The organism is Roseovarius litoreus (assembly GCF_900142765.1).
Lineage (GTDB): Bacteria > Pseudomonadota > Alphaproteobacteria > Rhodobacterales > Rhodobacteraceae > Roseovarius > Roseovarius litoreus.
On sequence record NZ_FRCB01000005.1, the window covers coordinates 133636 to 160192 of the forward strand.

27 protein-coding genes and 1 tRNA gene are annotated in these 26557 nt (G+C 61.1%); 19 read left to right on the forward strand and 9 right to left on the reverse strand.

Features of this window, described 5'->3' with window-relative positions:
- Positions 1–654: an alpha/beta hydrolase gene (locus tag F3H35_RS11350; protein WP_007815456.1), complete on the reverse strand. Its 654-nt coding sequence runs from the start codon at positions 652–654 to the stop codon at positions 1–3.
- A gap of 154 nt (positions 655–808) precedes the next feature.
- Between F3H35_RS11350 and F3H35_RS11355 the strand changes: the two genes are divergently transcribed.
- From F3H35_RS11355 to F3H35_RS11400, 10 genes are read left to right on the forward strand one after another with little or no spacing between them, the layout of a single operon-like run.
- Complete coding sequence (locus F3H35_RS11355; protein WP_149779700.1) at positions 809–1270, forward strand: Fe-S cluster assembly transcriptional regulator IscR; 462 nt, start codon at positions 809–811, stop codon at positions 1268–1270.
- Between the two features lie 58 nt (positions 1271–1328).
- A complete protein-coding gene (locus tag F3H35_RS11360; RefSeq protein ID WP_149779701.1) occupies positions 1329–2372 on the forward strand; it encodes a cysteine desulfurase family protein in 1044 nt (347 codons plus the stop codon).
- Positions 2373–2393: 21 nt separating this feature from the next.
- Positions 2394–3917 carry a Fe-S cluster assembly protein SufB gene (gene sufB, locus F3H35_RS11365; protein WP_149779702.1) on the forward strand — a complete coding sequence of 508 codons (1524 nt, stop codon included), beginning with the start codon at positions 2394–2396 and terminating at the stop codon, positions 3915–3917.
- 34 nt (positions 3918–3951) lie between these two features.
- On the forward strand, positions 3952–4272 hold the full coding sequence (locus F3H35_RS11370) for a heavy metal-binding domain-containing protein (RefSeq protein ID WP_149779703.1): 321 nt from the start codon (positions 3952–3954) through the stop codon (positions 4270–4272).
- Positions 4269–4871, forward strand: coding sequence for a hypothetical protein (locus F3H35_RS11375; RefSeq protein WP_149779704.1), 603 nt, complete (start codon positions 4269–4271; stop codon positions 4869–4871). The genes F3H35_RS11370 and F3H35_RS11375 overlap by 4 nt, the downstream gene beginning before the upstream one ends.
- Positions 4872–4904: 33 nt before the next feature.
- On the forward strand, positions 4905–5660 hold the full coding sequence (gene sufC / locus F3H35_RS11380; protein WP_149779705.1) for a Fe-S cluster assembly ATPase SufC: 756 nt from the start codon (positions 4905–4907) through the stop codon (positions 5658–5660).
- A complete protein-coding gene (gene sufD, locus F3H35_RS11385) occupies positions 5660–6946 on the forward strand; it encodes a Fe-S cluster assembly protein SufD (protein WP_149779849.1) in 1287 nt (428 codons plus the stop codon). The genes sufC and sufD overlap by 1 nt, the downstream gene beginning before the upstream one ends.
- Positions 6946–7431, forward strand: coding sequence for a TAF11 family protein (locus tag F3H35_RS11390; protein ID WP_149779706.1), 486 nt, complete (start codon positions 6946–6948; stop codon positions 7429–7431). The genes sufD and F3H35_RS11390 overlap by 1 nt, the downstream gene beginning before the upstream one ends.
- On the forward strand, positions 7428–8030 hold the full coding sequence (locus F3H35_RS11395) for a Yip1 family protein (RefSeq protein ID WP_149779707.1): 603 nt from the start codon (positions 7428–7430) through the stop codon (positions 8028–8030). Before F3H35_RS11390 ends, F3H35_RS11395 begins: the two co-directional genes overlap by 4 nt.
- Before the next feature lies 1 nt (position 8031).
- Positions 8032–9252 (forward strand): cysteine desulfurase, encoded by a 1221-nt coding sequence (locus F3H35_RS11400; protein ID WP_149779708.1) that lies wholly within the window; start codon positions 8032–8034, stop codon positions 9250–9252.
- Positions 9253–9255: 3 nt separating this feature from the next.
- Here the strand turns inward: F3H35_RS11400 and F3H35_RS11405 are convergent, their stop codons facing one another.
- Positions 9256–10749, reverse strand: a complete 1494-nt coding sequence (locus F3H35_RS11405; protein ID WP_149779709.1) for a fused MFS/spermidine synthase — start codon at positions 10747–10749, stop codon at positions 9256–9258.
- A 290-nt stretch (positions 10750–11039) separates the two neighbouring features.
- On the opposite strand from F3H35_RS11405, the gene F3H35_RS11410 reads away from it, so the two are divergent.
- Positions 11040–11116 (forward strand) — tRNA-Arg (locus F3H35_RS11410).
- 111 nt (positions 11117–11227) lie between these two features.
- Here the strand turns inward: F3H35_RS11410 and F3H35_RS11415 are convergent.
- Positions 11228–14374 (reverse strand): calcium-binding protein, encoded by a 3147-nt coding sequence (locus F3H35_RS11415; protein WP_149779710.1) that lies wholly within the window; start codon positions 14372–14374, stop codon positions 11228–11230.
- 363 nt (positions 14375–14737) lie between these two features.
- On the opposite strand from F3H35_RS11415, the gene F3H35_RS11420 reads away from it, so the two are divergent.
- From F3H35_RS11420 to F3H35_RS11430, 3 genes are read left to right on the forward strand one after another with little or no spacing between them, the layout of a single operon-like run.
- The gene (locus F3H35_RS11420) at positions 14738–15406 is read left to right on the forward strand and encodes a TetR/AcrR family transcriptional regulator (RefSeq protein WP_149779711.1); all 669 of its coding nucleotides are present in this window, start codon (positions 14738–14740) and stop codon (positions 15404–15406) included.
- Positions 15403–16707 (forward strand): phenylacetate--CoA ligase family protein, encoded by a 1305-nt coding sequence (locus F3H35_RS11425; RefSeq protein ID WP_149779712.1) that lies wholly within the window; start codon positions 15403–15405, stop codon positions 16705–16707. The genes F3H35_RS11420 and F3H35_RS11425 overlap by 4 nt, the downstream gene beginning before the upstream one ends.
- Entirely contained in the window at positions 16704–17465 is a 762-nt protein-coding gene (locus tag F3H35_RS11430; RefSeq protein WP_149779713.1) for an enoyl-CoA hydratase/isomerase family protein, read from the forward strand. Before F3H35_RS11425 ends, F3H35_RS11430 begins: the two co-directional genes overlap by 4 nt.
- Before the next feature lie 20 nt (positions 17466–17485).
- On the opposite strand, the gene F3H35_RS11435 is transcribed toward F3H35_RS11430, so the two are convergent.
- From F3H35_RS11435 to hpt, 3 genes are all read right to left on the reverse strand, one after another.
- On the reverse strand, positions 17486–18211 hold the full coding sequence (locus tag F3H35_RS11435) for a heparan-alpha-glucosaminide N-acetyltransferase (RefSeq protein ID WP_223228389.1): 726 nt from the start codon (positions 18209–18211) through the stop codon (positions 17486–17488).
- Positions 18212–18280: 69 nt separating this feature from the next.
- Positions 18281–18460, reverse strand: coding sequence for a hypothetical protein (locus F3H35_RS11440; protein WP_149779715.1), 180 nt, complete (start codon positions 18458–18460; stop codon positions 18281–18283).
- Entirely contained in the window at positions 18457–18999 is a 543-nt protein-coding gene (gene hpt, locus F3H35_RS11445) for a hypoxanthine phosphoribosyltransferase (protein WP_149779716.1), read from the reverse strand. The genes F3H35_RS11440 and hpt overlap by 4 nt, the downstream gene beginning before the upstream one ends.
- A gap of 75 nt (positions 19000–19074) precedes the next feature.
- Here hpt and F3H35_RS11450 point away from each other — a divergent pair, with 75 nt between their 5' ends.
- Both F3H35_RS11450 and F3H35_RS11455 read left to right on the forward strand, forming a co-directional pair.
- On the forward strand, positions 19075–19521 hold the full coding sequence (locus F3H35_RS11450) for a type II toxin-antitoxin system RatA family toxin (RefSeq protein ID WP_149779717.1): 447 nt from the start codon (positions 19075–19077) through the stop codon (positions 19519–19521).
- 15 nt (positions 19522–19536) lie between these two features.
- Entirely contained in the window at positions 19537–20820 is a 1284-nt protein-coding gene (locus F3H35_RS11455) for an MmgE/PrpD family protein (protein ID WP_149779718.1), read from the forward strand.
- A 6-nt stretch (positions 20821–20826) separates the two neighbouring features.
- Here the strand turns inward: F3H35_RS11455 and F3H35_RS11460 are convergent, their stop codons facing one another.
- Genes F3H35_RS11460 through F3H35_RS11470 form a run of 3 tightly spaced genes read right to left on the reverse strand, consistent with a single transcriptional unit; the run spans position 20827 to position 22933 of the window.
- On the reverse strand, positions 20827–21294 hold the full coding sequence (locus tag F3H35_RS11460) for a CinA family protein (RefSeq protein WP_149779719.1): 468 nt from the start codon (positions 21292–21294) through the stop codon (positions 20827–20829).
- Positions 21291–21788: a phosphatidylglycerophosphatase A family protein gene (locus tag F3H35_RS11465; protein WP_149779720.1), complete on the reverse strand. Its 498-nt coding sequence runs from the start codon at positions 21786–21788 to the stop codon at positions 21291–21293. Before F3H35_RS11465 ends, F3H35_RS11460 begins: the two co-directional genes overlap by 4 nt.
- A complete protein-coding gene (locus F3H35_RS11470) occupies positions 21785–22933 on the reverse strand; it encodes a bifunctional 2-C-methyl-D-erythritol 4-phosphate cytidylyltransferase/2-C-methyl-D-erythritol 2,4-cyclodiphosphate synthase (protein WP_149779721.1) in 1149 nt (382 codons plus the stop codon). The genes F3H35_RS11465 and F3H35_RS11470 overlap by 4 nt, the downstream gene beginning before the upstream one ends.
- Positions 22934–23091: 158 nt before the next feature.
- Between F3H35_RS11470 and dusB the strand changes: the two genes are divergently transcribed.
- From dusB to F3H35_RS11485, 3 genes are read left to right on the forward strand one after another with little or no spacing between them, the layout of a single operon-like run.
- Positions 23092–24087, forward strand: coding sequence for a tRNA dihydrouridine synthase DusB (gene dusB, locus F3H35_RS11475; protein ID WP_223228390.1), 996 nt, complete (start codon positions 23092–23094; stop codon positions 24085–24087).
- A complete protein-coding gene (locus tag F3H35_RS11480; RefSeq protein ID WP_149779722.1) occupies positions 24084–25172 on the forward strand; it encodes a two-component system sensor histidine kinase NtrB in 1089 nt (362 codons plus the stop codon). Before dusB ends, F3H35_RS11480 begins: the two co-directional genes overlap by 4 nt.
- Positions 25172–26539, forward strand: coding sequence for a response regulator (locus F3H35_RS11485; RefSeq protein ID WP_149779723.1), 1368 nt, complete (start codon positions 25172–25174; stop codon positions 26537–26539). Before F3H35_RS11480 ends, F3H35_RS11485 begins: the two co-directional genes overlap by 1 nt.
- Positions 26540–26557: the final 18 nt, after the last annotated feature.

Here is a 26557-nt window from a genome sequence, read left to right on the forward strand (position 1 = left end):
TCACCGGGTGTTTTCGGTCAGGCGCCGTTTCACATAGCTGGTCACGGTGTCGATCATCGTGTCCATATGCGGCTCCTTGAAGAAGTGATCCGCGCCCTCGACCTGTTCGTGGGTGACGGTGATCCCCTGCTGCTCGTGCAGCTTGTTCACGAGCGCAGTGGTGTCGGCAGGCGGGGCGACGCGGTCCGCGGTGCCGTTGATCACCAGACCCGAGGACGGGCAGGGTGCAAGGAAGGAGAAATCATACATGTTCGCCGGCGGCGAGACCGACACGAAGCCCGTGATCTCGGGGCGGCGCATGAGAAGCTGCATCCCGATCCAGGCGCCGAATGAAAAACCCGCAACCCAGCAATGCTTGGAATTGCTGTTCATGGATTGCAGGTAATCGAGCGCCGAGGCCGCATCGCTGAGTTCGCCGATACCCTGATCGTATTCGCCCTGCGACCGGCCCACGCCACGGAAATTGAACCGCAGCACGGTGAACCCCATGTTGTAGAAGGCATAATGAAGGTTGTAGACGACCTTGTTATTCATCGTCCCGCCGAATTGCGGGTGCGGATGCAGCACGATCGCGATCGGGGCATCCTTTTCACGTTGCGGGTGGTAACGTCCTTCAAGACGGCCTTCGGGACCGGGAAAGATTACCTCGGGCATGGGGCCTGTATCTCCGTGGTTTGGGTGTGCGACTTTCTTGACGAAATCGATCAAGCACCTTAGAATTATTCTAAATTTCCCGCCGGGGCCGGAAGCTTCAGCCGAGATAAGCCCTGCATGGCGTCACGTCAATCTATTCAAGGGGATTTGCCCGATGAAGCTGAGTACGAAAGGCCGCTATGCGATGGTGGCGCTCGTGGATATCGCCCTTCAGGACGGCGAGTCCCTGGTCACGCTCAGCGAGATTTCCAGGCGGCAGGACGTATCCTTGCCGTATCTGGAGCAGCTTTTCGTCAAATTGCGCCGCGCGAACCTCGTGACCTCGGTGCGTGGGCCGGGCGGGGGCTATAGGCTGGCGCGGCCTGCATCCGAAATCCGCGTGGTGGATGTGCTCGCGGCGGTGGATGAAACGGTCAATGCCTTGCAGAAGGGGGCCGGGGCCTCGGGGGCGGCCAGCGGATCGAAAGCGCAATCCATGACCAACAGGCTGTGGGAATCGCTGAGCGCGCAGGTCTATGTCTTCTTGCACCAGACCCGATTGAGCGATGTGGTGTCTAACACGCTGGCGCCATGCCCGGCGGTGCCGACACTGTTTTCGGTGGTGGACGAAGAGTGATGCGCGCCAAGGCGATCATGGCGCTCTGTCGGTGTGAACGCAAAAGGAGGGCGGAGCAGTGAGCCGCGTCTATCTTGATCACAATGCCACGACGCCGCTTCGGCCCGAGGCGCGTGACGCGATGATCGCGGCGATGGATGTCGTGGGAAATCCCTCGAGCGTGCATGCAGAAGGGCGCGCGGCCAAGGCGCTTGTCGAACGCGCGAGAGAACAGGTCGCGGCGGCGTTCGGGGCAGAGGGCGCGGACGTGATCTTCACCTCGGGGGCGACGGAAGCGGCAGCGCTGGCCTGTGCAGGGCGCGGGCTGCATGGGGCGGCGGTCGAGCATGATGCGGTCAAGGCATGGATCGAGCCGGATCTTCCGGTCGATGCGCAGGGGCGCGTTACGGTCAAGTCGCCCGGGCAATCCGTCCTGCAGAAGGCCAATTCCGAAACCGGGGTGATTCAGGACTTGCCCGAGGGACTTGAAGTCAGCGACATGACGCAGGCATTCGGCAAGCTGCCCGTGGCGTTCAACTGGTCGGGATGCCGCATGGCGCTGAGTGCGGCGCACAAGCTGGGTGGGCCAAAGGGTGTGGGTGCCCTGATCGTGAAGCGCGGCACCGATCTGGAGGCGCAGATCCGGGGCGGCGGCCAAGAGATGGGCCGCAGGTCCGGAACCGAAAATGTTATTGGAATCGCGGGTTTCGGAGCCGCAGCTAAAGCAGCGGTCGAAGATATCGCCACCGGGACATGGGACCGGATTGCCGAATTTAGAAAGATTCTAGAAAATATCATTGCAGCCGGCTCAAATGAGACTATTTTTGTCGGGAAAGACAGCGCTCGGTTGCCCAACACGTCGTGTTTCATCACTCCGGGATGGAAGGGCGAAACGCAGGTGATGGCGATGGATCTGGCGGGTTTCGCGATATCGGCGGGGTCGGCCTGTTCCAGCGGCAAGGTCAGAAGCAGCGTTGTGCTGCAGGCCATGGGCTTTAGCGGGGCGGATGCGGGATGCGCCGTGCGTGTTTCGCTTGGGCCGGAAACGACCCGCAACGACGTGACACGCTTCGCCGAAAGCTGGCTGAAGCACCTGAACAGACATCGCGCCCGTGCGGCGTAATACATCAAGGAGGGGGCCACTATGACGGCACTGGATGACATGCAGGTCAAAGAAGGCGTCGACAAGGAAACCGTCGATGCCGTGCGCGAGATGGCGGGTACCTACAAGCATGGTTGGAACACCGATATCGAGATGGATTACGCCCCCAAGGGCCTGACCGAAGATATCGTTAAGCTCATCTCCGAAAAGAATGGCGAGCCCGAGTGGATGACCGAATGGCGTCTGCAGGCCTATCAGCGCTGGCTTCAGATGAAAGAGCCGGAATGGGCGATGCTGGATTACCCCGAGGTGGATTTCCAGAACCAGTATTACTACGCGCGCCCCAAAAGCATGGCGGTCAAGCCCAAGTCACTGGACGAGGTGGATCCCAAGCTTTTGGAAACCTACGAAAAACTTGGGATTCCGCTGAAGGAGCAGATGATTCTGGCCGGGGTCGAAGGCGCCGAGGATGCGCCCGCCGAAGGGCGGAAGGTGGCGGTGGATGCGGTGTTCGACTCGGTTTCGGTCGGCACGACATTCCAGAAAGAGCTTGAGAAGGCCGGCGTGATCTTCTGCTCGATCTCCGAGGCCATCGAAAAGCACCCGGAACTGATCAAGAAATATCTCGGATCGGTCGTGCCGGTCAGCGACAATTTCTATGCCACGCTGAATTCGGCCGTGTTCTCGGATGGTTCTTTCGTCTATGTGCCGCCCGGTGTGCGCTGTCCGATGGAATTGAGCACCTATTTCCGCATCAACGCCGAGAATACGGGGCAGTTCGAGCGGACGCTGATCATCGCGGACAAAGGCTCGTATGTCAGCTACCTCGAAGGCTGCACCGCGCCGCAGCGCGATGAAAGCCAGCTGCACGCGGCGGTGGTCGAGATCGTCGTCGAGGAAGACGCCGAGGTGAAATATTCGACCGTTCAGAACTGGTTCCCGGGCAACGAGGATGGCACGGGCGGCATTTACAACTTCGTGACCAAGCGGGCGGATTGCCGTGGCGATCGCGCCAAGGTGATGTGGACCCAGGTGGAAACCGGGAGTGCCGTGACCTGGAAATACCCCTCGTGCATCCTGCGCGGGGATGACAGCCAGGGCGAGTTCTATTCGATCGCCATCACCAACAATTACCAGCAGGCCGACACCGGCACCAAGATGATTCACCTTGGCAAGAACACCAAGTCGCGCATCGTGTCCAAGGGTATCAGCGCGGGCAAGGCGCAAAATACCTATCGCGGGCTGGTGACGATGCACCCCAAGGCCACCAACAGCCGCAATTACACGCAGTGCGACAGCCTGCTGATCGGCGACAAATGCGGGGCGCATACGGTGCCTTACATCGAGGTCAAGAACAACTCGAGCCGTGTTGAGCACGAGGCCACAACCTCGAAGGTGGATGACGACCAGCTGTTCTATTGCCGCCAGCGCGGCATGGACGAGGAAGAGGCCGTGGCTCTGGTGGTCAACGGGTTCTGCCGGGACGTTCTGCAGGCGCTGCCGATGGAGTTCGCCATGGAAGCGCAGCAGTTGGTGGCGATTTCGCTGGAAGGATCGGTGGGCTGAGGCCCGCCGACAGGCTTTGCCCGGGGACGGCGTCATGATCATCACCACCACGCATGGCATCGAAGGTCGCAAGATCACCGAGTATCGCGGCATCGTCGTGGGCGAGGCGATCATGGGGGCCAATGTGTTCCGTGATTTCTTCGCGTCGATCACCGATGTCGTCGGAGGCCGGTCGGGCGCTTACGAATCCAAGCTGCAGGATGCCCGGGATACCGCGATGCACGAGCTAGAGGCCCGCGCCGCGGCGCTTGGCGCGGATGCGGTCGTGGGTGTCGATCTGGATTACGAGGTGGTGGGCGACTCGATGCTGATGGTTTCGGCAAGCGGCACGGCGGTGGTGCTGGACAGGGCATGACGGAGACCGGCACCATATCGCGGCCCGAGCTGACCCTGCCCGAGGCCGAGGCGGCACGGTTGCGCGATGCTTACGAGCAAGCGGGCGTGATCCTCGAATATGGCAGCGGCGGGTCCACCGTGATGGCGGGAGAGATGCCCGGAAAGCAGGTTTTCACGGTCGAGAGCGACCAATCCTGGGCCGAGATGATGCGCGCCTGGTTCCATCAGGCGCCGCCCGCCACCGGCACCGAGGTGAACATCATCTGGTCCGATATCGGGCCAACCAAGGAATGGGGCTACCCGACCGGAAACAGCGAATGGCAGCGCTATGCGCGTTATCCGCTGGAGGTCTGGGACCTGCCCGAGATGCGCCAGCCGGACGTGGTGCTGGTGGATGGACGGTTTCGCGCCGGTTGCGTGCTCGCGGCGGCGTTCAGAACGAAAGCCCCGGTGAGGGTGTTCGTGGATGATTACGCAAGGCGCCGACATTATCACCGTGTCGAGGCCTTTGTCGGTGAACCGAGGATGACCGGGCGTATGGCAGAGTTTGACGTAATGCCGATGGCCGTACCCGGAGATCGGCTGTTGTCGATCATTGAAATGATGACGCGGCCTTGAGCCGCGTCGAGGACTGAAAGCGAGGAGCTGAATATGCTGGAAATTAAGAACCTGCACGTCGATCTGGAAGACGAGGACAAGACCATTCTCAAGGGTGTGGACCTGACGGTGGAGGCCGGCAAGGTTCATGCGATCATGGGCCCCAACGGATCGGGCAAATCCACGCTCAGCTATGTTCTGGCGGGGCGCGACGGCTATGAGGTGACCCAAGGCTCGGCGACGCTCGAGGGTGTGGATATCCTCGACATGGAGCCCGAAGAGCGCGCGGCGGCAGGTCTGTTCCTGGCCTTCCAGTATCCGGTCGAAATTCCGGGTGTCGGCAACATGACCTTTCTGCGCACGGCGCTGAATGCACAGCGCAAGGCCAAGGGCCTCGAGGAAATGAGCGCGACGGATTTCCTCAAGCTGGTGCGCGAAAAGGCGGCGACGCTCAAGATGGACAATGACATGCTCAAGCGGCCGGTCAATGTGGGCTTCTCGGGCGGTGAGAAAAAGCGCAACGAGATCCTGCAGATGGCAATTCTCGAACCCAAGATGTGCATTCTCGACGAGACGGATTCCGGGCTTGACGTGGACGCGATGAAGCTTGTCGCGGAAGGTGTGAACGCCTTGCGCAACGAGGGCCGCGGCTTTCTTGTCATCACGCATTACCAGCGTCTGCTGGATCACATCAAGCCGGACGTGGTGCACATTATGTCGAATGGCCGCATCATCAAGACCGGCGGGCCGGAGCTTGCGCTCGAGGTCGAGCAGAATGGCTATGAGGATATCAAGGCGGAGGTGGCATGATGGCTTTGCCCCAGGCGAAACTTGACGCGACCGAAGCGCGCCTGTCCGGCGCGACGCGCCCGGACGGTGCGGCCTGGTCGAACGCGGCGCGTGATGCCGCGCTTGCGCGGGTTCGCAATGCAGGTCTGCCGCATCGGCGGGATGAGTATTGGAAATACACCAATCCTGAAACCCTAGTGCAGACCGACGCGCCCGAAGCCGCATTGTTCCAATCGGACGACACCCCGATTTTCAACGGCATCGACCGGCTGAAGATCGTGTTCGTGGACGGTGTTTTCGACGCCGAGGCGAGCGATGATCTGTCGCTTGAGGGCGTGAAGATCGAGCGGCTTTCGGATGCGGCATCGGTCGATATCCACTGGGCCAAGGATCTGTATGGTGTTCTCGAAGAGCGCGGTCAAACGCCTGTCGCACGGCCGCTTGCCGCGCTGAACACCGCGCTGGCCACCGATGGGATCGTCATCCATGTGACCGGCAAGGTCAGCAAGCCTGTGAACCTGATTTATCACCACCGATCGACCTCTTCTGACGCGATCCTGCATCACGTCATCAAGATGGATCCCGGCACCGAGATCACGGTTCTCGAAAACGGTCCTGCGGCGGCGCGGTTCAACAAGGTGATGGAAGTCGAGGTAGCGGACGGGTCGTGTTTTCATCACGTCCGTGCGCAGGGCCGCGATCACGAGCGGCGTGCGGCGACGCATGTCTTTGCCCGTCTGGCCGAGGAAAGCGTGTTCAAGTCCTTCACGCTGACCGCCAATGGCGTGCTCACCCGAAACGAGTGCATTATCGAACTGACCGGTGACAACGCCAAGGCGCATGTCGCGGGCGCCTGTGTGGGCGATGGGGATTTCCACCACGACGACACGGTGTTCATCACGCATGATGCGGTGAATTGCGAAAGCCGTCAGGTCTTTAAAAAAGTCCTGCGCAACGGCGCGCGCGGCGTGTTTCAGGGCAAGATCCTCGTGAAGCCTGGCGCACAGAAAACCGACGGCTATCAGATCAGCCAATCGCTGCTGCTCGATGGCGACAGCGAGTTCGACGCCAAGCCGGAGCTTGAGATCTATGCCGATGACGTGGCCTGTTCGCATGGCTCCACATCGGGGGCGATCGACGAGGAAGGGCTGTTTTATCTGCGCGCCCGCGGCGTGCCGCGTGACATCGCCACCAACCTTCTGACGCTGGCCTTTCTGGCCGAGGCGGTCGAGGAGATCGAGGACGAAGGGCTGCGCGATGAAATCGTCGGCCGGCTGGAAGGCTGGCTGGAGCGTCGGCGCGGCTGATGCCCGTAACCTCAGATATCGCGGCCAGCTATCGCAGGCCGCGCGCCGTCATGCGCCGCCTGCTGTCCCTGTCCGAAAACGAGGGCAGGTCCCTGGCGATTGCCATGGCGGGCTGTGTCGTGGTGTTTGTCGGCCAATGGCCGCGTCTCGCGCGTGAGGCGCATATGTCAGGACAGGAGCTGAACTCGCTGCTGGCAGGGGCGTTGCTGGCTTGGGTGTTCATCGTGCCGCTGGTTCTTTATGTCCTGGCGGCGTTCAGTCTGATGGTGCTCAAACTGTCCGGCGCGCGCGCGACAGGGTATCGGTGCCGGCTTGCTCTTTTCTGGGCGTTTCTGGCGGCGAGCCCTCTTGTGTTGCTCAATGGTCTTGTGGCCGGGTTTGTCGGCCCCGGAGCGGGGTTGCAACTGGTGGGTTTCTTGTGGCTCGTGGTTTTTCTTTGGTTCTGGCTGTCGAACCTGCGTGAAGCGGGGTGGGGCGAAACATGACGGCGTCTGCACTTGTATCCTTGTTCGTGCTGACTTTGCGCAATCCGCGCGAGGCCGGGGAATATATCCTGAGTTTGCGCCTGCCCGCGCAGGCGCTCTGGATCGGCCTGTCGCTGATTTCGGTGATGACCTCGTTGGTCTTCTCGGGCCTGATGCGCTTGGGGCCTTTGCCTCAGGATCAGTTCGGCGAGATCATCTCGGGCTCGCCGGCCTATAGCGCGCCGCTGGTGTTTGCCTTGATGCAATGGGGCAGGGCGATCCTGACGGTGTTTGTCTTTTTCTGGGTTGGCCGGATTATGGGCGGCCGTGGTCCACTCGAAGATGTGCTGGCCGTACTGACCTGGCTGCAGGCGGTCACTTTCGTGATCATGCTGGGCTTGCTTGTGGGAGGGCTCGTTCTACCCTTCCTCACATCGCTGATGATCCTCGCTGCGTTCGTCTGGTGGCTATGGGCCGTGACCACGCTTTTGAATGTGGCGCATGGGTTCGATAGCCCGATGAGGGCCGTGGGCGTGCTGATCTTGTCGCTGCTTGGCGTGACCATCGGTTTGTCGCTGTTCTTCGGGGCTGTTGCCGGCCTTTTCATGGGGGTATCCTAGGATGCTGGACATCAAGAAAATCCGGGCCGATTTCCCAATCCTCAGCCGTGAGGTGAATGGCAAGCCGTTGGTCTATCTGGACAATGGCGCCTCGGCCCAGAAGCCGCAGGTGGTGATCGACGCGATCACGACCGCCTATTCGCATGAATACGCCAATGTCCATCGGGGTCTGCATTACCTGTCGAACCTCGCCACCGAGAAATACGAGGCCGTGCGCGGCACCATCGCGCGCTTTCTGGGGGTCGCGGATGAAAACCAGATCGTGCTGAATTCCGGCACGACCGAGGGGATCAACATGGTCGCCTATGGCTGGGCCATGCCGCGTATGGAAGCGGGTGATGAGATCATCCTGTCGGTGATGGAGCATCACGCCAATATCGTGCCATGGCACTTCCTGCGCGAACGGCAGGGCGTGGTTCTGAAATGGGTGGATGTGGATGCCACCGGCGCGCTTGATCCGCAAAAGGTGCTGGATGCCATCGGGCCGAAAACCAAGCTGATCGCGGTGACGCATCTGTCGAACGTGTTGGGCACCAAGGTGGATGTGAAGGCGATCTGCGAGGGTGCCCGCGCCAAGGGCGTGCCCGTTCTGGTGGATGGCAGTCAGGCTGCGGTGCATATGCCGGTCAATGTCGATGAGATCGGGTGCGATTTCTACGCCATCACGGGTCACAAGCTTTATGGACCGTCAGGATCGGGGGCGATCTTCGTCAAGTCCGAGCGGTTGGCGGAAATGCGTCCTTTCATGGGGGGCGGCGACATGATCCGCGAGGTCAGCAAGGACGCTGTCACCTATAACGATCCGCCGATGAAATTCGAGGCCGGAACACCCGGTATCGTGCAGACCATCGGTCTGGGCGTGGCCCTCGAGTACATGATGGATGTCGGCATGCACGATATCGCCGCACATGAAGACGCCTTGTCGTCCTATGCGCAACAGCGCCTTACAGGTCTCAATTGGTTGAATGTGCAAGGTACGACGCCGGACAAGGCGGCGATCTTCTCGTTCACGATGGACGGGGCGGCCCATGCGCATGACATCAGCACCATTCTCGACAAGAAGGGCGTCGCGGTCAGGGCCGGGCATCACTGCGCCGGGCCGCTCATGGATCATCTGGGCGTGACGGCCACCTGCCGCGCGAGTTTTGCGATGTACAACACCACCGACGAAGTGGATGCCTTGATCGATGCGCTCGAACTGGCGCATGATCTGTTCGGCTGACGCTCAGCCCGGTCCGAGTAGCCGGTCGATCGGCGCATAATCATCCGTCAGGATCACCGGAGACTTTGCGGCGACAAGCGACTGGATGAAGCCGTCGGCGAGCACGCCGTAGCGCGTGGGTTCGGGCGAGGGCAACTCGAGGCTGTCGAACATCCCCGGACCAGCCGACGCCGCCAGCACAAAGACCATGCGTTCCTCCGGCTCAGGGCGGCGTTGCTCGGTCCAGACTTCCACATGCGGAAATACTCTGTCCATGGTGGCGTAAAGGGCGGCCAGCGTGTCCATCCGATGCTCGAAATCGATGACATTCATCAGGAATAGCCCGTCGGGGGAAAGCCTGTCGCGCACCAGTTCGAAAAACTCCTGCGTCACGAGATGCGGCGGCACGGCGATATCGGTGAAGGCATCGCCAATGATCACATCATATCGGGCTTCGGGACGGATCAGCAGGGCGCGGCGCGCATCCTCGTGCAGGACCGTGGCCGATTGGGGATCGAACCAGAAATCACGCGCGGCGATCTGTGTGACTGCGGGGTCGATCTCGGCCACCGTGAGTGGGCCAATACCACGATCCGCCCAGGCTCTTGGGATCGAAAATGTGCCTCCGCCCACAAAGAAGGCTGAGAACTGCCTGTCTCCCATCCGCATCCGGGCGATTCCGTCCAGCATGGCGGAATAATCCCCGAACATCACACGCGGTAGATCGCGGGCACTGATGCCATGAGCCAGATGATCCAGCACCATCAGGTTGACCGGCTTGTCCGCGTTCGCGGCGATATCCTCGGTCCGGATGCAAAAATAGCGGCTTTCGCGGTCACATGGGCTGGACAGTGTCGCACCGAAGCCCGCCAGCACAAGCGCGATGGCCGCGACGCCAACCGTCAACCCACGTTGGACATGCCCGGCCAGCCCAAAGCAAATGAGCGCCGCGATGACATAGCAGATAGCCACGATCGTCAGCGTCAAGGCGCTGCCAAGCCACGAGATGAACAGAAAACCCGCCAGCAAGGTTCCGGCAATGGCACCGATCGCCCCTGAGGCGAACATCGCGCCAAGCGCGCGACCGGCGCGGTCCGATGAGGTGACGGCGATTTGCGCAAAGACCGGCGCGGGGACGCCGGCGAAGAACGACGGGGGGAAGAACGCCACGGTGCAAAGAACGGTGATGGCCCAGACAGGATGGGTGAATACCGCAAGCAAGGGACCGGCGCTGCCGCGCAGCAAAAGGCCCGCAACGGCGGTGGTCAAAGCCGCAGCCATCAGCGCCCAGCCTGTATGTCGCATGGCTTGATCGGCGGGACGTTCCGCGATCCGGCCGCCCCACCAGTGGCCTGCCGAAAACCCGGCCAGAACCACGGCAATCACGGCGGTCCATGTGTACAAGGACATCCCCACATACGGCGCCAACATCCGGCCCGCCACAATCTCGACGACGAGGCTGGCGGCCGAGACGGCACCCTGGAGGAAGATCAGCAGCGTCAGCGGGGCTTTGGTCATGGTGAGGCCTTATCTCGTTTCACAGGCATAAGGACCGGATGAGGCGGATTGTGCAAGCCGATCTTCCAAGGGCGGGATTTTGGATTGCAGGGCGATGTGCTTTGACCTATACGCCAGGTCGTGCGCTTGTGCGGATGGATCGGCTGGATATTTGCTGTTTAGTCGGGCGTGGCAAAAGGGCATGACGTGGACGGGGCTTTGGTCCGACACAGTCGAACAATGGTTTGCGAGGCTGTTGTTCTATGCTTTAAACTCGCAGACAGATCGCGTAAACACTGCGCAAGCAGTAGGCACCCATAGCTCAGCTGGATAGAGTGTCGCCCTCCGAAGGCGAAGGTCGTAGGTTCGAATCCTACTGGGTGCGCCACTGCTTTTCCCACAAATCCCGACGTGATGATGGGTGCTGTGACGCGGGCCCGACCCCAGGTCGCTGGATCAGGCCCGTCATGGCTTGGTAAATCACCCGCGATACAGACGCTTACGCAAAAAGGAAGGCCCAAGGGTCGTTTACGGTCGTGTCTTCGGCTTCCTTGTCCATCTGCTCCTGTGCTGCGGTTTCCAGCTGCCCCGCAGTCATCTCCATGAAAAACAGCTCCAGTGATGTCGCGCCGGTCTCCGCTGGCTCTTGGGTCAGCAAGCCGCCAAAGAAGTCCGGCTCTTCTTCGGGGGGTGACGATGACATGCCGAGGCCGAAGATCTGCTGGAAATCAGCCACTGACGGATCGCCCGGGATTTGCGGAGTGACGTTTTTCAAGATCACCGTATGATCTTCGCTTAGCCTGATCTCGAGGTTTTTGCCGCGAATGCTGGCATTGTCGAGCATGAATTCTTCCCGAGATGGCTGGCCATTCTCATCGTCGAAATCCAGTCCGTCGATCTCGAGAAAATCCTGTCCCAAGGTAAAGCCGTGCACGATATCGGTCTCGACAGGGCCAAATGGCGCATCGTTGACGGTGAACGACAGGATCGTCGTCTCGGCCCCGGCTTCCAGCGTGTCGTTGCCCGCACCGCCTGCAAGAAAATCCTTCTGCCCCGATGCAACAAGCCGGTCATCGCCGTCACCTCCGAACAGGCTGTCGGACCCGTCGCCGCCGAAGATCGTATCATTGCCGCTGCCACCAAACAGGAGGTCATTGCCCCAATCGCCTGTCACGCGGTCATCGCCGGACCCGCCATCGAGCTGATCGTTGCCCCAGCCGCCTTTCACCGTGTCGTCTCCGGCGCCGCCTGAAATGGTGTCATCGCCAAGCACGCCATTGAGACGATCAAAACCCGCGCTGCCGGTCATGACGTCATTGCCTTCACCGGCATGAACCCAGTCATGCGGCGTCTGGGGCACCTCTTCGATGATTTCCGGACTGGCGGTGTTTGAGGTCCCGAAAATCTGGTGAAAATCGACAACGTCGGACGTGCCGGGAAGCTGCGAGACCAGATCCTTCAGCACAACGGTATGGCCCTTGCTCAGGGTGATCTCGAGATTGTTTCCTTGAATGCTCGCATTCTCACGCAGGAAGTCTGCACTTGATAAACGGTCGTCGCGATCCGAGAAATTCAACCCTTCTATGTCGATGACATCCTGACCCAAAACGAAGTCATGGACGGTATCGACTTCCTGTCGAGCGCCGATGGTCTGACCCGTGGTGAATTTGAGAATCGTGGCCTCGGCACCGGCGATGAACGTGTCATTGCCAGCACCGCCGTCCAGAATGTCGAGCCTCCCCGAGGCGACAAGACGGTCGTTACCTGCGCCGCCAAACAGGACATTGTCGCCTGCGCCGCCGAAAATGACGTCATTGCCATCCCCGCCGAACAGTTGGTCATTGCCCCAGTCCCCGGTCACCTTGTCATCGCCAGCGCCACCATCGACACTGTCGTCTCCCCAGCCACCTTTTACCGTGTCGTCCCCGGCGACGCCCCAAACCATGTCATTGCCGAGCTTGCCATTGATCCGGTCGGCCGCATCGGTTCCGAGCAACAGGTCATCCTCGGGTGCGCCCGAGCCCGAGGTCGAAACCGCAGCCGAGGCCAAAAGCATCTCGACGGGCGCCATCTCGAGGGGGGCATCCAAAACGAGCGTTTCAAACGTCTCGAGCTCGGATTTCTCCAGCACGATGCGCACCACCTCGTAATCATGCTCGAAGGTGACATCGAGGCTCGAGGGGGTTTCGGATGACATCAGGTCGATCGTGTAACTGAGCGAGTCGCCAAAACTTCCGATCAACTCGCCGTCGCCGGGATGAAACAGTTGCTCTCCGGTGGCCCAGAGATGCGTGATCTCTGCGTCGACGAAACTTTCGTCGAACGTGAGCCGGTAATCCAGCTGGTCTCCGCTAAAGTCGCTGGCAGCAAGAAAGACGGCCACTTCGGCGTCATTGCCATACACGTAACTGTTTACATGGTTGCCGCTGATATAGGACCTGCCAAGGTCGGCCACGTTCGAAATATTGTCCTTAAACCCGTCATAGAGAAACTTGCCGGGGATGCTTTCGCCCATCAGGTCGAACAATTTGCCTCCCACAAGCAGCTCATCTCGCCAGCCCAGAGAGCCGCCATTGCTGTGACCGATGGCATAGACCGTACCGACATCCATGCCCGCGGCCAGAAACTGGGCATTCACCTGCAACAGGTTGGTCAGCCCCGGTGCGCCGTACTCAAGCCGCTCTTCGGAACCGGCCGACGGTGAAAGATACCCTCCCAGAAACTCGAACTCCTTGCCGCCGCTGGCCTGTTCCCAAAGGGCAAAGGCATCATCCAGACGATAGCCGTTCGCATCTTCATCCATGCCGCGGCTGATATTGTCGAAAGTTGGCGTGTATTTGTGGAACAGAAGCGTATCGACCTTGTCGATGGCGCCAGTGTCGATGAACGCCTCGATGAAATCCAAGTTGTCCGAAAAATCGCCGCCATTCTGGCTGGGATCGGCCTGATGGCGCGCCAGTTGAACGGCCAGCTTGACCTCGGTTCCATCGACGTTGAGGTTGGGGTCGGCGAACACTTCGCCCATTTCGTCGACAACTGCGGCAAAGACCTTGCCGAACTTTTCGGCAAGCGGGCCGGGATCCTTCTGATAGGGTCGTCCGCTTTCGTCTGATGTCATCTTTTTCCAGATGCCGGTGGCATAATATTCGCTGCCGACTTCGATTGTGAACCCCGCAGGCACTGTGCCGTATTCCCCGGAGACCAGCTTTTCCGCGAAGATGCGCGCGTCGGCGCGGGCCTGGGCAAGGCCAGCCTCGTCGCCTTGCTCGAACATTTTTTCCACGTAGCGCGCCGTGGGGGTCACCATCGCAAAGGTTGCACCGGTCTCGTTGGCATAGGCGAACATCTCCTTGATGCCTTCGCGCGGGTCACCATTATTCCGATCCCATTCAACCAGATTATCGAACTTCAGATCGAAGACATGCTCTCTGGACCCATCCGCGCTGCCATCGACATTGATGCCTTCCTCAACCGGAATACCGCCAGGCCAGCGAATGTGGGGCAGGTTCAGTTCCTGATTGCGCGCGACAAAATTCGAGAACGGTTCCCATCCAAGAAACTCGGCGCCAAAGGCGCTGGCAGGAATGACTTCGTCGGGATTGACATAGGTCTTGTCGGCCGTGTTGATCGCCAATGTGTACCGCATGGCTCACCCCCCGAACATCATTCGGGCCGCAAGGGACAAGGGCGGCACGACCACTGGGGGCGTATCGTTCGATGCCGCAAGAGGGGTTGGCGCTTCCATGACACTTTGCCTTCTGCAAGGTTGGGTTGAGCAGACCGATGCAGATATCGTGCCAAGCCAGGATCGAGCCTTTGGCGAAGGGACCGGTTCATAGCGGACGAGGGTGAAGGCGGGCAGGGGGAACCGTGCTGTTTCGCTGTCGCAAGGCTCAGATGATGCGGGCACCCGTCACCTGCTCCAAAGACCCGAGTCCTGGGTTTCCCTGACGTCTTGACGCAATACAAAACTGATGATGATATCATTTTCAGTATTAAAGGGCATGTCATGATTCCGACCAAAAAAATCACCACCCGGAACAGCAAGCCGGCCGATGGATTTTGCGAATGGCTGGCCCAAGGCCGCGACACGCTGCGCAAGGGGGACAGAACCCGGATTGATCTGCTGATCGCCGGCAGCAGCTTTCTTTCGCACAATCCGCTGGAACGGTTGACGGTCTCTGCGATCTGCAAGGTGGCGGGCGTGGCGCACGGCACCTTTTATCTCTATTTCAAGGACAGGAACGATCTGGTGGGCGCGGTTCTGGGTGCATTCGTCGATTATGTGCAACTTCAAATGCGCGCGGCGGCGCGATGTGCCGGGGATACGACGCGAAACACGACAGAAGCCTATATGCTGGTCTTCGAGGCGCACCCGGCCCTGATGAAAAGCCTCGTGGCAGCAGGAGACGCGTTTCCAGAGGCGCGCGCTGCGTTCCAGCGACTCAACCATGAATGGATCGAAGCTGTGGTCAGCAGTGCGATGCGCTCCGACAAGGGGGCGCCGCGCTCGAGACCTGATCTGATGCGCCGGGCTTATGCGCTTGGCGGCATGGTCGATCAATATCTGACGGCGCTTTTCGTGACCGACGATCCATGGGTGCGGGACTTGTCGCAAGACCGCAGCGAAGTGGTCGATATGCTGACGGATCTATGGAAACGGGGGATGGCGCAATGAGCCTTGTTCACGATGGCCACCGCATCGCTTTGAGTGATCTTGCGTCCCACAGGCATGACGCCTGGGCGCGGCAAAGCGCCCATGTGGCGGCCCATTCCGCTTTCTACCAAGGGCTTTGGGACGGCAAGGTGCCCCCTGCGGATCTGGAAGACCTGCCCGAGATGCCCTTGTCGGACAAGGCGGGGCTTCGACTGTCGCAACCCGCGCATCCGCCTTACGGAGATTATCTGGCAGCCCCCCGCGAAAAGGTCTCGCGCATGCACCGCACATCCGGCACCACCGGGCAAGCGATGAACCTTGCGATGAGCGCCCGCGATTGCGAGATCACCGAAATCGTCGGCGCCCGCGCGCAGGCGCTTGCCGGTCTGGGGCCGGGCATCACGGTGGTGCATTGCCTGAATTACCAGATGTGGATGGGTGGGCTGACCGATCATATGACGCTGGAGCGGACCGGCGCCACGGTCGTTCCTTTTGGCGTGGGGGCGACCGAACTGTTGGTGCGCACCATACAGGAGGTGGGGATCACCGCGATTTCCTGCACACCGTCCTATCCTTCGGTGCTGGAGCGGGTGATCGCCGAGAAATTCCCAAACCTCTCACCTGCCGATCTGGGCTTGAAACTGGGGCTTTTCGGGGGAGAGGCGGGTCTGGACGATCCCAGCTATCGCCAAAGGTTTCGCGACACCTGGGGTATGGAGCCACGCAATTCGAATTACGGTGTATCGGACGTGTTCTGCAATTTTGCCGCCCAATGCGCGCATGATACCGTGCTGCATTTCGTGGCGCATGACGTCTTGCATGCCGAATTGATCAACCCCGAAACCACCGACCCCATCGAGATCGTATCTGGTGCCACGGGCGAGCTGGTGTTGACGCATCTGGCACGCGACTGTCAGCCGCTGGTGCGGTTTCGCACCGGGGACATCATCACGATCGACGCGACCGAGCCGTGCCGCTGCGGATGCACGGGCATGCGTTTTCGCGTTGTGGGGCGGTCCGATGACATGATCGTGGTGCGCGGGTTGAACATGTTCCCCACGATGGTCGCAGCCGTCGTGTCGGAGTTCGCCGAGCTTTCAGGCGACTACAGGATCGTTCTGGACACGCCGCCGCCGCATCATGTTCTGCCGGTGCACGCTGAACTTGCCAAAAATCGGACCGATGACGGCACGCTGGCACACCGGCTGGAACAGGCCTTCAAGGCCAAGCTCGGCGCGACGATCCGCGCGACGATCCTGGAACCCGGCACATTGCCGGTGACCGAGGGCAAGACCAAACGTGTCATCAGGAGCTATTCATGACCGATTTCACCTATGATACGGTCCTGTCGAGCATGACGGGCGACGGCGTGCGGACCATTGCGCTCAACCGGCCTGACTGTCTGAACGCGATGAACCGGCGCCTGATCGACGATGTAGCGCTGGCTTTCGACGACGCCAACCGCGATCCCGAGACGCGCGCGATCATCTTCACGGGGCAGGGACGGGCCTTTTGCGCGGGGGATGACCGCAACGAGCACCAGCACCCCGAGAGCGAAGCCTGCGCACGCGATCTGGTCACGGCGATCCAGCGCGCGACGGTTTCGATCATATTCGGCCAGAAACCCGTGGTCGGCGCGATCAATGGCTGGGCGGTCGGTGGTGGCTTTGAATGGGCGATCAACTGTGATTTCCCGATCTGGGCGAAAAGCGCCAAGGCGTTTTTTCCCGAGGTCTCTCTCAACCTGTTCGTGACGGGGGCTGTCACGGCAATTCTGCCCGCGATCACCGGGCCTCTCAAGGCCCGGGAGATGCTGTTTCTGGGGCAGCGTTATTCGGCGGCTGAGTTACAGGCTTGCGGAGTGGCGTGGAAAGTGGTGGAGGATGCCGATTTGCTGACCGAAGCCCATAAGCACGCCGAGCATTTGGCCAGCCTGCCGATCCTGTCGGTCCGGGCGATGAAACGCGTGCTCAACCAGACTACGGTCGGAGCCCTGAGACAAGCGCTCGACCTTGAGACCGAGGCGACGATTGCAGGGTTTCTTGATCCCGAAACGACACGCTTGCTCAAGGCATTCTGATCGCTCGAGCCTTGCCCGGTTCAGATCAGAAATGTCGCGGCCCATATCAGGGTGAACAGGATGGGCTGATGGACAAGATAAAGAACCAGAGTATTGCGCCCCGCCCATAGCCAAGCCCGCCAGAGCATGTTCTGATTGCCGGGTGTGTATCGTTTAGCACGCGTGAAGCCGCCCCGCGCCTCGATCCATCGCGCAAGGATCATGCCGAGCAAAAACGCGGCAAACCACGGAAAAAACGGCTCGAAATCCATCGAAGGGGCAGGCTGCGTCGACAGGCCCAGCCACCACAGGGCGGGGGCGTTGAAAAGGTCCGACCGGAAAAGACCCGGGGCCGTGAGGACACCCAAAAGCCCGATGGCAAGCACCCACAAAGGCAGGCGCAGAAAGGCAAGTCCGATCAAGCTGAATGTCGCAATGGCATGGAGGATGCCGAAATAGACGAACTGACCCGGCATCATGGCGTAGGTGGCCACCGAAACCGCCAGCGCGGCAAGCACCAGCTTGACGAAACGTTTTGCGAAAGCCGTCCAGCGCAGGGTCTCGGTATGCGCGACCACAAGGCTGACGCCGGCAAGACAAATGAAACTGCCCGCGACAAGCTTTGCGAAATTGGACCATCCCCAACTCCCCGCTGTGCCTTGCGGCACGAGCCCGAAAAGTTCCAGGTCGAAAACGAAATGGAAAATCACCATGCCGATGAGGGCTATGGCACGTAGCGAGTCCAGCACCATGATGCGCGGGGTCATGGGCATCTGCGATATCTGCGGTGCGTCACTGGACACGGCGTACCAGTCGCGTTGCACTTCGGCTGATTGTCATGGCGCCCATAACCGTCCTCTTGGATCGGGCGACAAGGCCTCTGGCCAGCCAAAGACATATTCCAGCGCAAATACCACAAGACAGATCGCCAGGATGCCGAGAACGAACCTCACCCGCCGTTCACTTGGCGGATTATGCGCCCAATGGGCCATGCGCAAAAGCCAACGAATATTCATGTGTCTTTGAACTGAACCATTCCGACAAAAGGCAGATTGCGGCCATGCTGCGCATAGTCGATACCGTACCCGATAACGAAAGCGTCGGGGATTTCAAAGCCTGTCCAATCCGCCGCTATGTCGACCTCGCGGCGCGACGGCTTGTCCAGAAGCACGATACTGCGAAGTTTCGCGGGCTTTTGCGCCCGCAGGAGATCCAGAACATGGGCAAGCGTGTGACCGGTGTCGAGGATATCATCGACCACAAGCACGTCGCGCCCGGCGATGTCGGTTCTGATTTGCTTGAGGATATCTATCTTGCCGCTGGATTTGGTGGCATTGCCATAGGACGAGACTTCCATGAAGTCGATTTCCTGATCCAGCGTGATCGCCCGCGACAGATCGGCCGCGAAGATGAACGCGCCTCTGAGCAGAACAATCACGACCAGACGTTCCGTTCCCGCGAAATCGGCGTCAATCTCGCGTGCGAGGCTTGCTATTCTCAGCGCGATCGTCTCGCGCGGCAGCAAGGGAACGATCTCGTGGGCGTGTTCCGGCATGGGAAGCCCCTTGAACTTTTCCCGCCAGTCTATGAAAAAGCGCGCCACTGTCACGAAAAAACGGGGCACGACTGAATGCCGTCACATGCCGAAACACGCCAGCTGCCCTATTCTGCGCAACAAATGTACGATCTTGTTGCGGATGTAGGCGATTATCCCAAGTTTCTGCCATGGACAGCCGCGGCCCGAGTGCGCTCGGTCACTCCGCAGGACGATGGATCGCAAGTGATGGAGGCGGATCTCGTCATCAGCTTCAAGGTATTTCGCGAACGCTTCGGCAGCCGGGTTGTGCTGTGGCCCGAGAGTCGGAGAATCGAAACCGAATATCTCGATGGCCCCTTCCGCCATATGAGATCGAACTGGCAATTCGAGGACCACGGCGAAGGGTGCATGGTTCATTTCGATGTGGATTTCGAATTCAAGAACATTATCCTGCAAAAAGCGGCTGGCCTCTTTTTCTACGAGGCGATGCAGCGGATCGTGAAGGCTTTCGAAGGACGCGCGCAGCAGCTTTATGGCTGACTGGAAGGGAACTCCATGTCACTGACCGATCGCCTGGCCCAGTTCGCTCTGACCGATCCCCGGCATTTGCCGGAAAGTGCGAAAAGGATCATGGCCTTGTCGCTGATCGACTGGATGGGATGCGCCATTGCCGGGCGCGATGAAGCGGTGTCCCATGTGGTCCGACGTCTTGCTCAGGACGAGGGCGGTACGCCGCAAGCGCATCTGGTAGGCGGCGGGCAGGCACCGGCGCGCATGGCGGCGCTGGTCAACGGGACAATCAGCCACGCGCTGGATTATGACGACACGCATTTCGCGCATATCGGGCATCCTTCGGTTGCGGTCGTGCCGAGTGCCCTGGCGATTGCCGAACGCTGCGATGCCGATGGCGCGGCCTTGCAGGACGCTGCATTGATCGGGGCCGAGCTGTCGGTGCGTGTCGGACTTTGGCTCGGGCGCGGCCATTACGAGACCGGGTTTCATCAGACCGCAACGGCGGGCGCCTTTGGCGCGGCGGCGGCGGCGGGGAGATTGCTGGGGTTCGATGCTGACCAGATGGCTGCTACCTTGGGGCTTGTGGCGACGCGGGCATCGGGGCTCAAGGCGCAGTTCGGCACGATGGGCAAGCCCTTCAATGCCGGGATCGCCGCCAGCAACGGGGTCGAGGCAGCCTTGCTGGTTGCCAACGGGCTGGTGCCCAATCCCGCTGCGCTCAAGGATTTCGGCGCGTCACATGCCGGCTCCAACATGAGCGACGCATTGGAAGACATTGGTAATAAATGGACTTTCGAAGATGTCAGCCACAAGTTCCATGCCTGCTGTCACGGGCTGCACGCCGCCCTTGAGGCCTTTGCAGAAGTGGCCCCGGAGCGCCAGGACATTGCGGCGATCACGGTGCATACCCATCCCCGCTGGTTGAGCGTGTGCAACCAGCCTGACCCGCAAACCGGACTGGGCTGCAAATTCAGCTTTCGGGCGGTGCTGGCCATGGCGATGGCCGGTCATGACACGTCACGGCTGGAGACTTTCTCGGACGGGTTCGCCCAGGCACCCGAGCTTGTCGCGCTGCGTGACAGGGTTAAGGTGGTGGGCGACGAAAGCGTGTCGGAGACCGGAACGCACCTTGTTTTACGAATGAATGACGGTTCGGAGAAACGGGTCGCGCATGATCTTCTGGCGCCGATGACCGTCGAGACGCGCCGCGCGAAGATCATGGCGAAGGGCACTGCCTTGATGGGGTCTGCGCGCGCCGAACGTGTCGCGCGGCTTGTGGAGGGGCGGGACGCGCCATCGAGCCTTGCGCGTGAATTGGCGGACTAAGGCGGTTCACGCCAAGGCGTGGGCCAGCATCTCCAGCGCGTGATCGCGAGACAGAAGGCGCACCCGATCGCGGCCGACGGCGCCGAACTCAACCGTTTCCGTCTGTGTTTTCAATCCCTTGAGGCATAATCCGAAACAAACCCGGCCTTCGGGCTTGTGCTCGGATCCGCCCGGGCCGGCGATCCCGGTGATGGCCACGGCGATATCGGCAAGGGACTGTGCGATGGCGCCTTCGGCCATTTCGCGCGCCACCTCTTCGGATACGGCGCCAAAGGTGGCAAGCGTGTCGGGGCGCACGCCGAGCATGTCGATCTTGGCCTCGTTCGAATAGGTGACAAAGCCGCGATCCACCACGGCAGAGGAGCCGGGAATATCGGTCAAAGCCGCCGCAACCATCCCGCCGGTGCAGGATTCGGCGGTTGCAACCTTCAGGTTCCGAGCCTTGGCGAGATCAAGAACTGTTTTTGCAATCAACGCATTAGCACCCCATGTGAAAGTGCTGCCAAGGCCACGACACCCACGGCGGCAAGGACCCCGGCAATGATGTCGTCCAGCATGACCCCAAGCGCATCGCCGCGTCGATCGGCCCATCCGACAGGGCCGGGCTTCCAGATATCGAACAGACGAAACAGCACAAAAGCGGCGATCCAGCCCGGCCAGAGCGCGGTCAGCTCCGCCCCGACATGGGCCGCCCCGATCGACACGGGCCAGAAGGCAAGCCACTGTCCCGCCACTTCATCGACCACGATCTCTGATGGATCGTGATCATCTTTTCCTTTTGTTTCCAGATGTGTAGCCCACCACCCTAATGCGAAAACCACGACTGTGGACAGCATCAAAACCCAAGGCCCAGCAAGGCTGTGGATCGCCCAAGCCGCCGGGATGGCGGCGAGTGATCCCCAGGTGCCGGGGGCGGGGCGGAGGTGGCCGGTGCCGAAGAAGGTGGCGATGAGGTGGGACAGGGTCATGCGGGCACCAATGTGACGGCGGCTTGCGCGGCGATGCCTTCCTCGCGGCCGGTGAATCCCAGCCGTTCGGAGGTGGTGGCCTTGACCGAAATGCGATCCTGCGCGACGCCCGTGATGGACGACAGGCACGCGATCATCGCCTCGGCATGGGGCGTGATCTTGGGATGTTCGCAAATCAAAGTGACATCCATGTTATTGATCTTGAACCCTTTTTCACGGGCCAGATCGACTGCGTGCCGCAGGAAGATGTGGCTTTCCGCCCCCTTCCATTGGGGGTCCGACGGGGGGAAGTGGCGGCCTATGTCGCCTTGGGCCAAGGCGCCGTAGATGGCGTCGGTCAGCGCGTGCATGCCGACATCGGCGTCGGAATGACCTTGCAGGGTTTTTGTGTGGGGAATGGCGACGCCACAGAGCATGACATGGTCACCGGGGCCGAAACGATGCACGTCATAACCTTGACCGATACGTATATCCATTTGATCTCGCAGTATTTTTTCCGCACGGATGAAATCCGGGGCATGGGTGATCTTGAGGTTGGACTCGTCCCCGTCGATGATCCTGACGGGGATGCCATGGGCGCGGGCGACCTCGACATCGTCGGCGGCATCGCCAGAAAAGGCGCGGTGCGCGGCAAGAATGTCTTTGAAGACAAAGGCTTGCGGGGTCTGCGCACGGTAAAGCCCGGTCCGGTCGCGGGTGCCGGTGACATGGCCGTCGGTGCCCTCCCAGAGCGCGTCGGTGACCGGCAGGGCCGGGGCCACGGCGCGGGTGCCGGGGGTTTGGAGTTCGTACGAGACGTACGAAACATACGCGGGTTTGGTACAACAACGGGCCACATCATGGATCATTGTGTACACAACCTCTCCTTTGTCGGGAGTGGCGTCCAGATATTCGAGACCGTTGCGGACCGATCCGGCGCGGGATGCAGCACCGGTCGTCACCTCGACGCGGTCGCGCGGCACGAAGAGATCGACATCCTCGGGATGCAGCACGACGACGATACGGCTGATCTCGGGCGTGGCCTCGAACGCGGCCACGGTCCAGTCGATTACACGGCGTCCGGCGAGGGCGCGCCACTGTTTGGGCATGTCCCCCCCCGCACGGGTGCCGCGACCCGCGGCGACGATGATGGCGGCGATTGTCATGGGGAATTGATTACGCGCAGGGATGCACAAGCGCAATGCTGTGCTCAAGTGCCTAATTTTTAATCATTGCGCCCTGAGGGATGCGTTTCAGGCCGTGCAATTATTGTTCAATGCGCGGTGAGAGGCTAGATAGGTCGAAGTGCTCAAGGATTAATCACGTGACACCGTCACCCTGTCGGACATTGCTTTCAAAGCCTGTTTTCCTCGCGCCTCTGGCGGGAATCACCGATTTGCCGTTCCGCAATCTGGTGTCGCGCTTCGGGGCGGGACTTGTGGTGAGCGAAATGGTCGCCAGTCAGGAAATGGTGCAGGCCAAGCCGGGGGTGCGCGAACGCGCCGAGCTGGGGTTCGGCATCGAGAACACCGCCGTGCAGCTTGCCGGACGCGAAGCGCATTGGATGGCCGAGGCTGCGCGCAAGGTCGCGGCGAATGGTGCGCGGATCATCGACATCAACATGGGATGCCCTGCCAAGAAGGTGACAAGCGCCAGCGGCACCGGGGCGAGCGGATCGGCGTTGATGAAAGACCTCGACCATGCGCTGAGCCTGATCGAGGCGGTGGTGGGTGCGGTGGATATTCCGGTCACGCTCAAGACCCGGCTGGGTTGGGATGACCGGCTGATGAACGCGCCTGAGCTTGCGCGGCGGGCCGAGGGCGCAGGAATCGCGATGATCACGATTCATGGCCGCACGAGGTGCCAGTTCTACAAGGGCCGGGCCGATTGGGCGGCGATCCGGGCCGTCAAGGACGCGGTGGAGATCCCGGTGATCGCGAATGGCGATATCGTCGATGCGGGCAGCGCGCGCGACGCGCTGCGCCTGTCGGGGGGCGATGGGGTGATGATCGGGCGCGGCGCGCAGGGGCGTCCGTGGCTTTTGTCGCAGGTGGCGGCGGAGTTGGCAGGCCAGCCTGTGCCGAAGGCGCCGGAGGCCGGAGATTTGGTGGATATCGTGACGGGTCATTACGACGAGATGTTGAGATTTTACGGCGAGGAATTGGGCAATCGCGTCGCCCGCAAGCATATGGGCTGGTACCTGGACGATGCGGGAACAGGCCCCGCGTTGCGCAAGCGGGTTCTGACCAGCCGCGATCCGGGCGAGGTGTTGCGACTGCTGCCCGAGGCGCTTCGTGATGGCGAGAGGGCGGCGGCATGATCGGCCAGAACGACCCGCTTTGGATTTCGCTGCCGGTGCCTGCCTTGCTGCTGGATGCCGAGAACCGGATCACGCAGATCAACCCTGCGGCAGAGGGGTTCCTGATGACCTCGACCAAGGCGATCAACGGCGTGCCGGTCTGGGACAAGCTGATGGTGGATGCGCCGCTGGAAGAAGCGTTTAAGCGCGCAAGAGAGAATGCCGCGCCGCTTTTCGTGAATGACGTGGATGTGGGCACGGGCGACCGTGCGCCGCTTCAGTGCAACCTGCAATTCGCGCCGCTGAGCGGCGAGGACGGCTTCATGCTGCTGATGATCTCGCCGCGTGAATTGGCCGGGCGGGTGACACAGGGGCAATCGGTGAAGTCGGCGGCCAAGTCGGCGATCGGCATGGCGGAAATGCTGGCCCATGAAATCAAGAACCCGCTGGCGGGCATCACCGGGGCGGCGCAGCTTTTGTCGATGAGCCTGAGCAAGGACGATCTGGAGCTGACGGATCTCATCGTGAGCGAAAGCCGCAGGATCGTGGGCCTTCTGGAGCAGGTCGAGCAGTTCGGCAATGTCACGGCGCCCAAGATGCGGGCTGTCAATGTGCATGACGTGCTGGACCGGGCGCGGCGCTCGGCGATACTTGGGTTTGCCGCCGATATGACGGTCGTCGAGGATTACGACCCCTCGTTGCCGCTGGCGATGGCGGACCCGGATCAGTTGCTGCAGGTCATTCAGAACCTGCTGAAGAACGCCTCGGAGGCGGCGGGCGCGGGCGGCGGCGTGATCCGGCTGCATACCTATTACGAACAGTCGCTGCGGGTGCGGCGCGGCGGCGGCGGCAAATCCCTGCCGTTGCAGATCGAGGTGATCGATGACGGTCCCGGCCTGCCGCCCGATATCGCCGGTGATATTTTCGACCCCTTCGTATCGGGCCGCGAGAACGGCACCGGGCTTGGCCTTGCGCTGGCCGCGAAGATTATTTCCGACCACGACGGATGGATTTCCGTGAACTCGGCACCCGGACGCACGGTGTTTCGCATTTCCTTGCAACGCGCCCCGGACACCCTGCCAGAGACTATTGAGGAGCAAGTCTGATGGATGGCACTGTACTGGTTGCGGATGACGACCGCACGATCCGAACCGTTCTGACCCAGGCGCTGACGCGCGCGGGCTGCAAGGTGCACGCGACCTCGTCGTTGACCACGCTGATGCGGTGGGTCGGCGAGGGCAAGGGCGATGTGGTGATCTCGGATGTGATGATGCCGGATGGCAACGGGCTCGAGATGCTGCCAAAGATCGCGCAGGACCGGCCCGGCCTGCCGGTGATCGTGATTTCGGCGCAGAACACGATCATGACGGCGATCCAGGCGGAAGAGGCGGAGGCCTATGATTACCTGCCCAAGCCGTTCGACCTTCCGGATCTGATGAAGCGCACGGCGCGCGCGCTGGAATCGCGGGCAAGGATGCCGGCCTCGGCGCGAAAGGTCGAGGATGACCGGCCGGACGACTTGCCGTTGATCGGACGCACCGCGGCGATGCAGGCGCTTTACCGGGTGGTGGCGCGGATCATGAACACCGATCTGCCGGTGCTGGTGACGGGCGAGTCGGGGACCGGAAAATCGCTGATCGCGCGGGCGATCCATGATTTCTCGGATCGGCGCACGCTGCCTTTCGTGACGGTGTCACCGGGAGATCTCACGGATCTGGAGGGGCCGGCGCGGATCATGGCGCGCGCCAAGGGCGGCACGATCATTCTGGACGAGGTGGCCGATCTGGATGCGGCGGCGCAGGGGCGCGTGGTGCGGATGATGGATGCGCCGGGCGATCACGTACCGCGCTTCATGGCCACCAGCCAGGCGCGGCTGTCCGAGAGGATGGAAAGCGGGCTGTTGCGGGAGGATCTGTATTACAGGCTGTCGGGGGCGGTGATCGAGGTGCCGTCGCTGCGCGAGAGGGTCGAGGATATTCCGCTTCTGGCGGAGCATTTCCTGGCGCGGTCCGAGCGAGAGGGCAATCCGGCGAGGCAATTGTCGGCGGGCGCCGAGGAGCTGATGCGCGCCTATAGCTGGCCGGGCAATGTGCGGCAGCTGGAGAATGCGGTGCGTCGGATCGGCCTGACCGCGCGCGCCGAGGAGATCAGCCGCTCGGAGGTGGAGGCGATCCTTGGCAACCAGCCCGAGGCGCAGCCGGTGCTGGGGCAGGGCAATGGCGAGAAGCTGGCAGCGTCGGTGCAGCGGCACCTGAAGCGGTACTTCGACCTGCATGGCAATATGTTGCCGCCGCCGGGTCTTCACGGGCGAATCCTGCGCGAGGTGGAGACGCCGCTGATCGAGATCGCGCTGGATGCGACGGGCGGAAATCAGGCAAAATGTGCCGATCTGCTCGGGATCAACCGCAATACCTTGCGCAAGAAGATCAAGGATCTCGATATTCACGTGACACGCCGCCGCAAATTGATGTAAAACTGCAACATGCTGTGG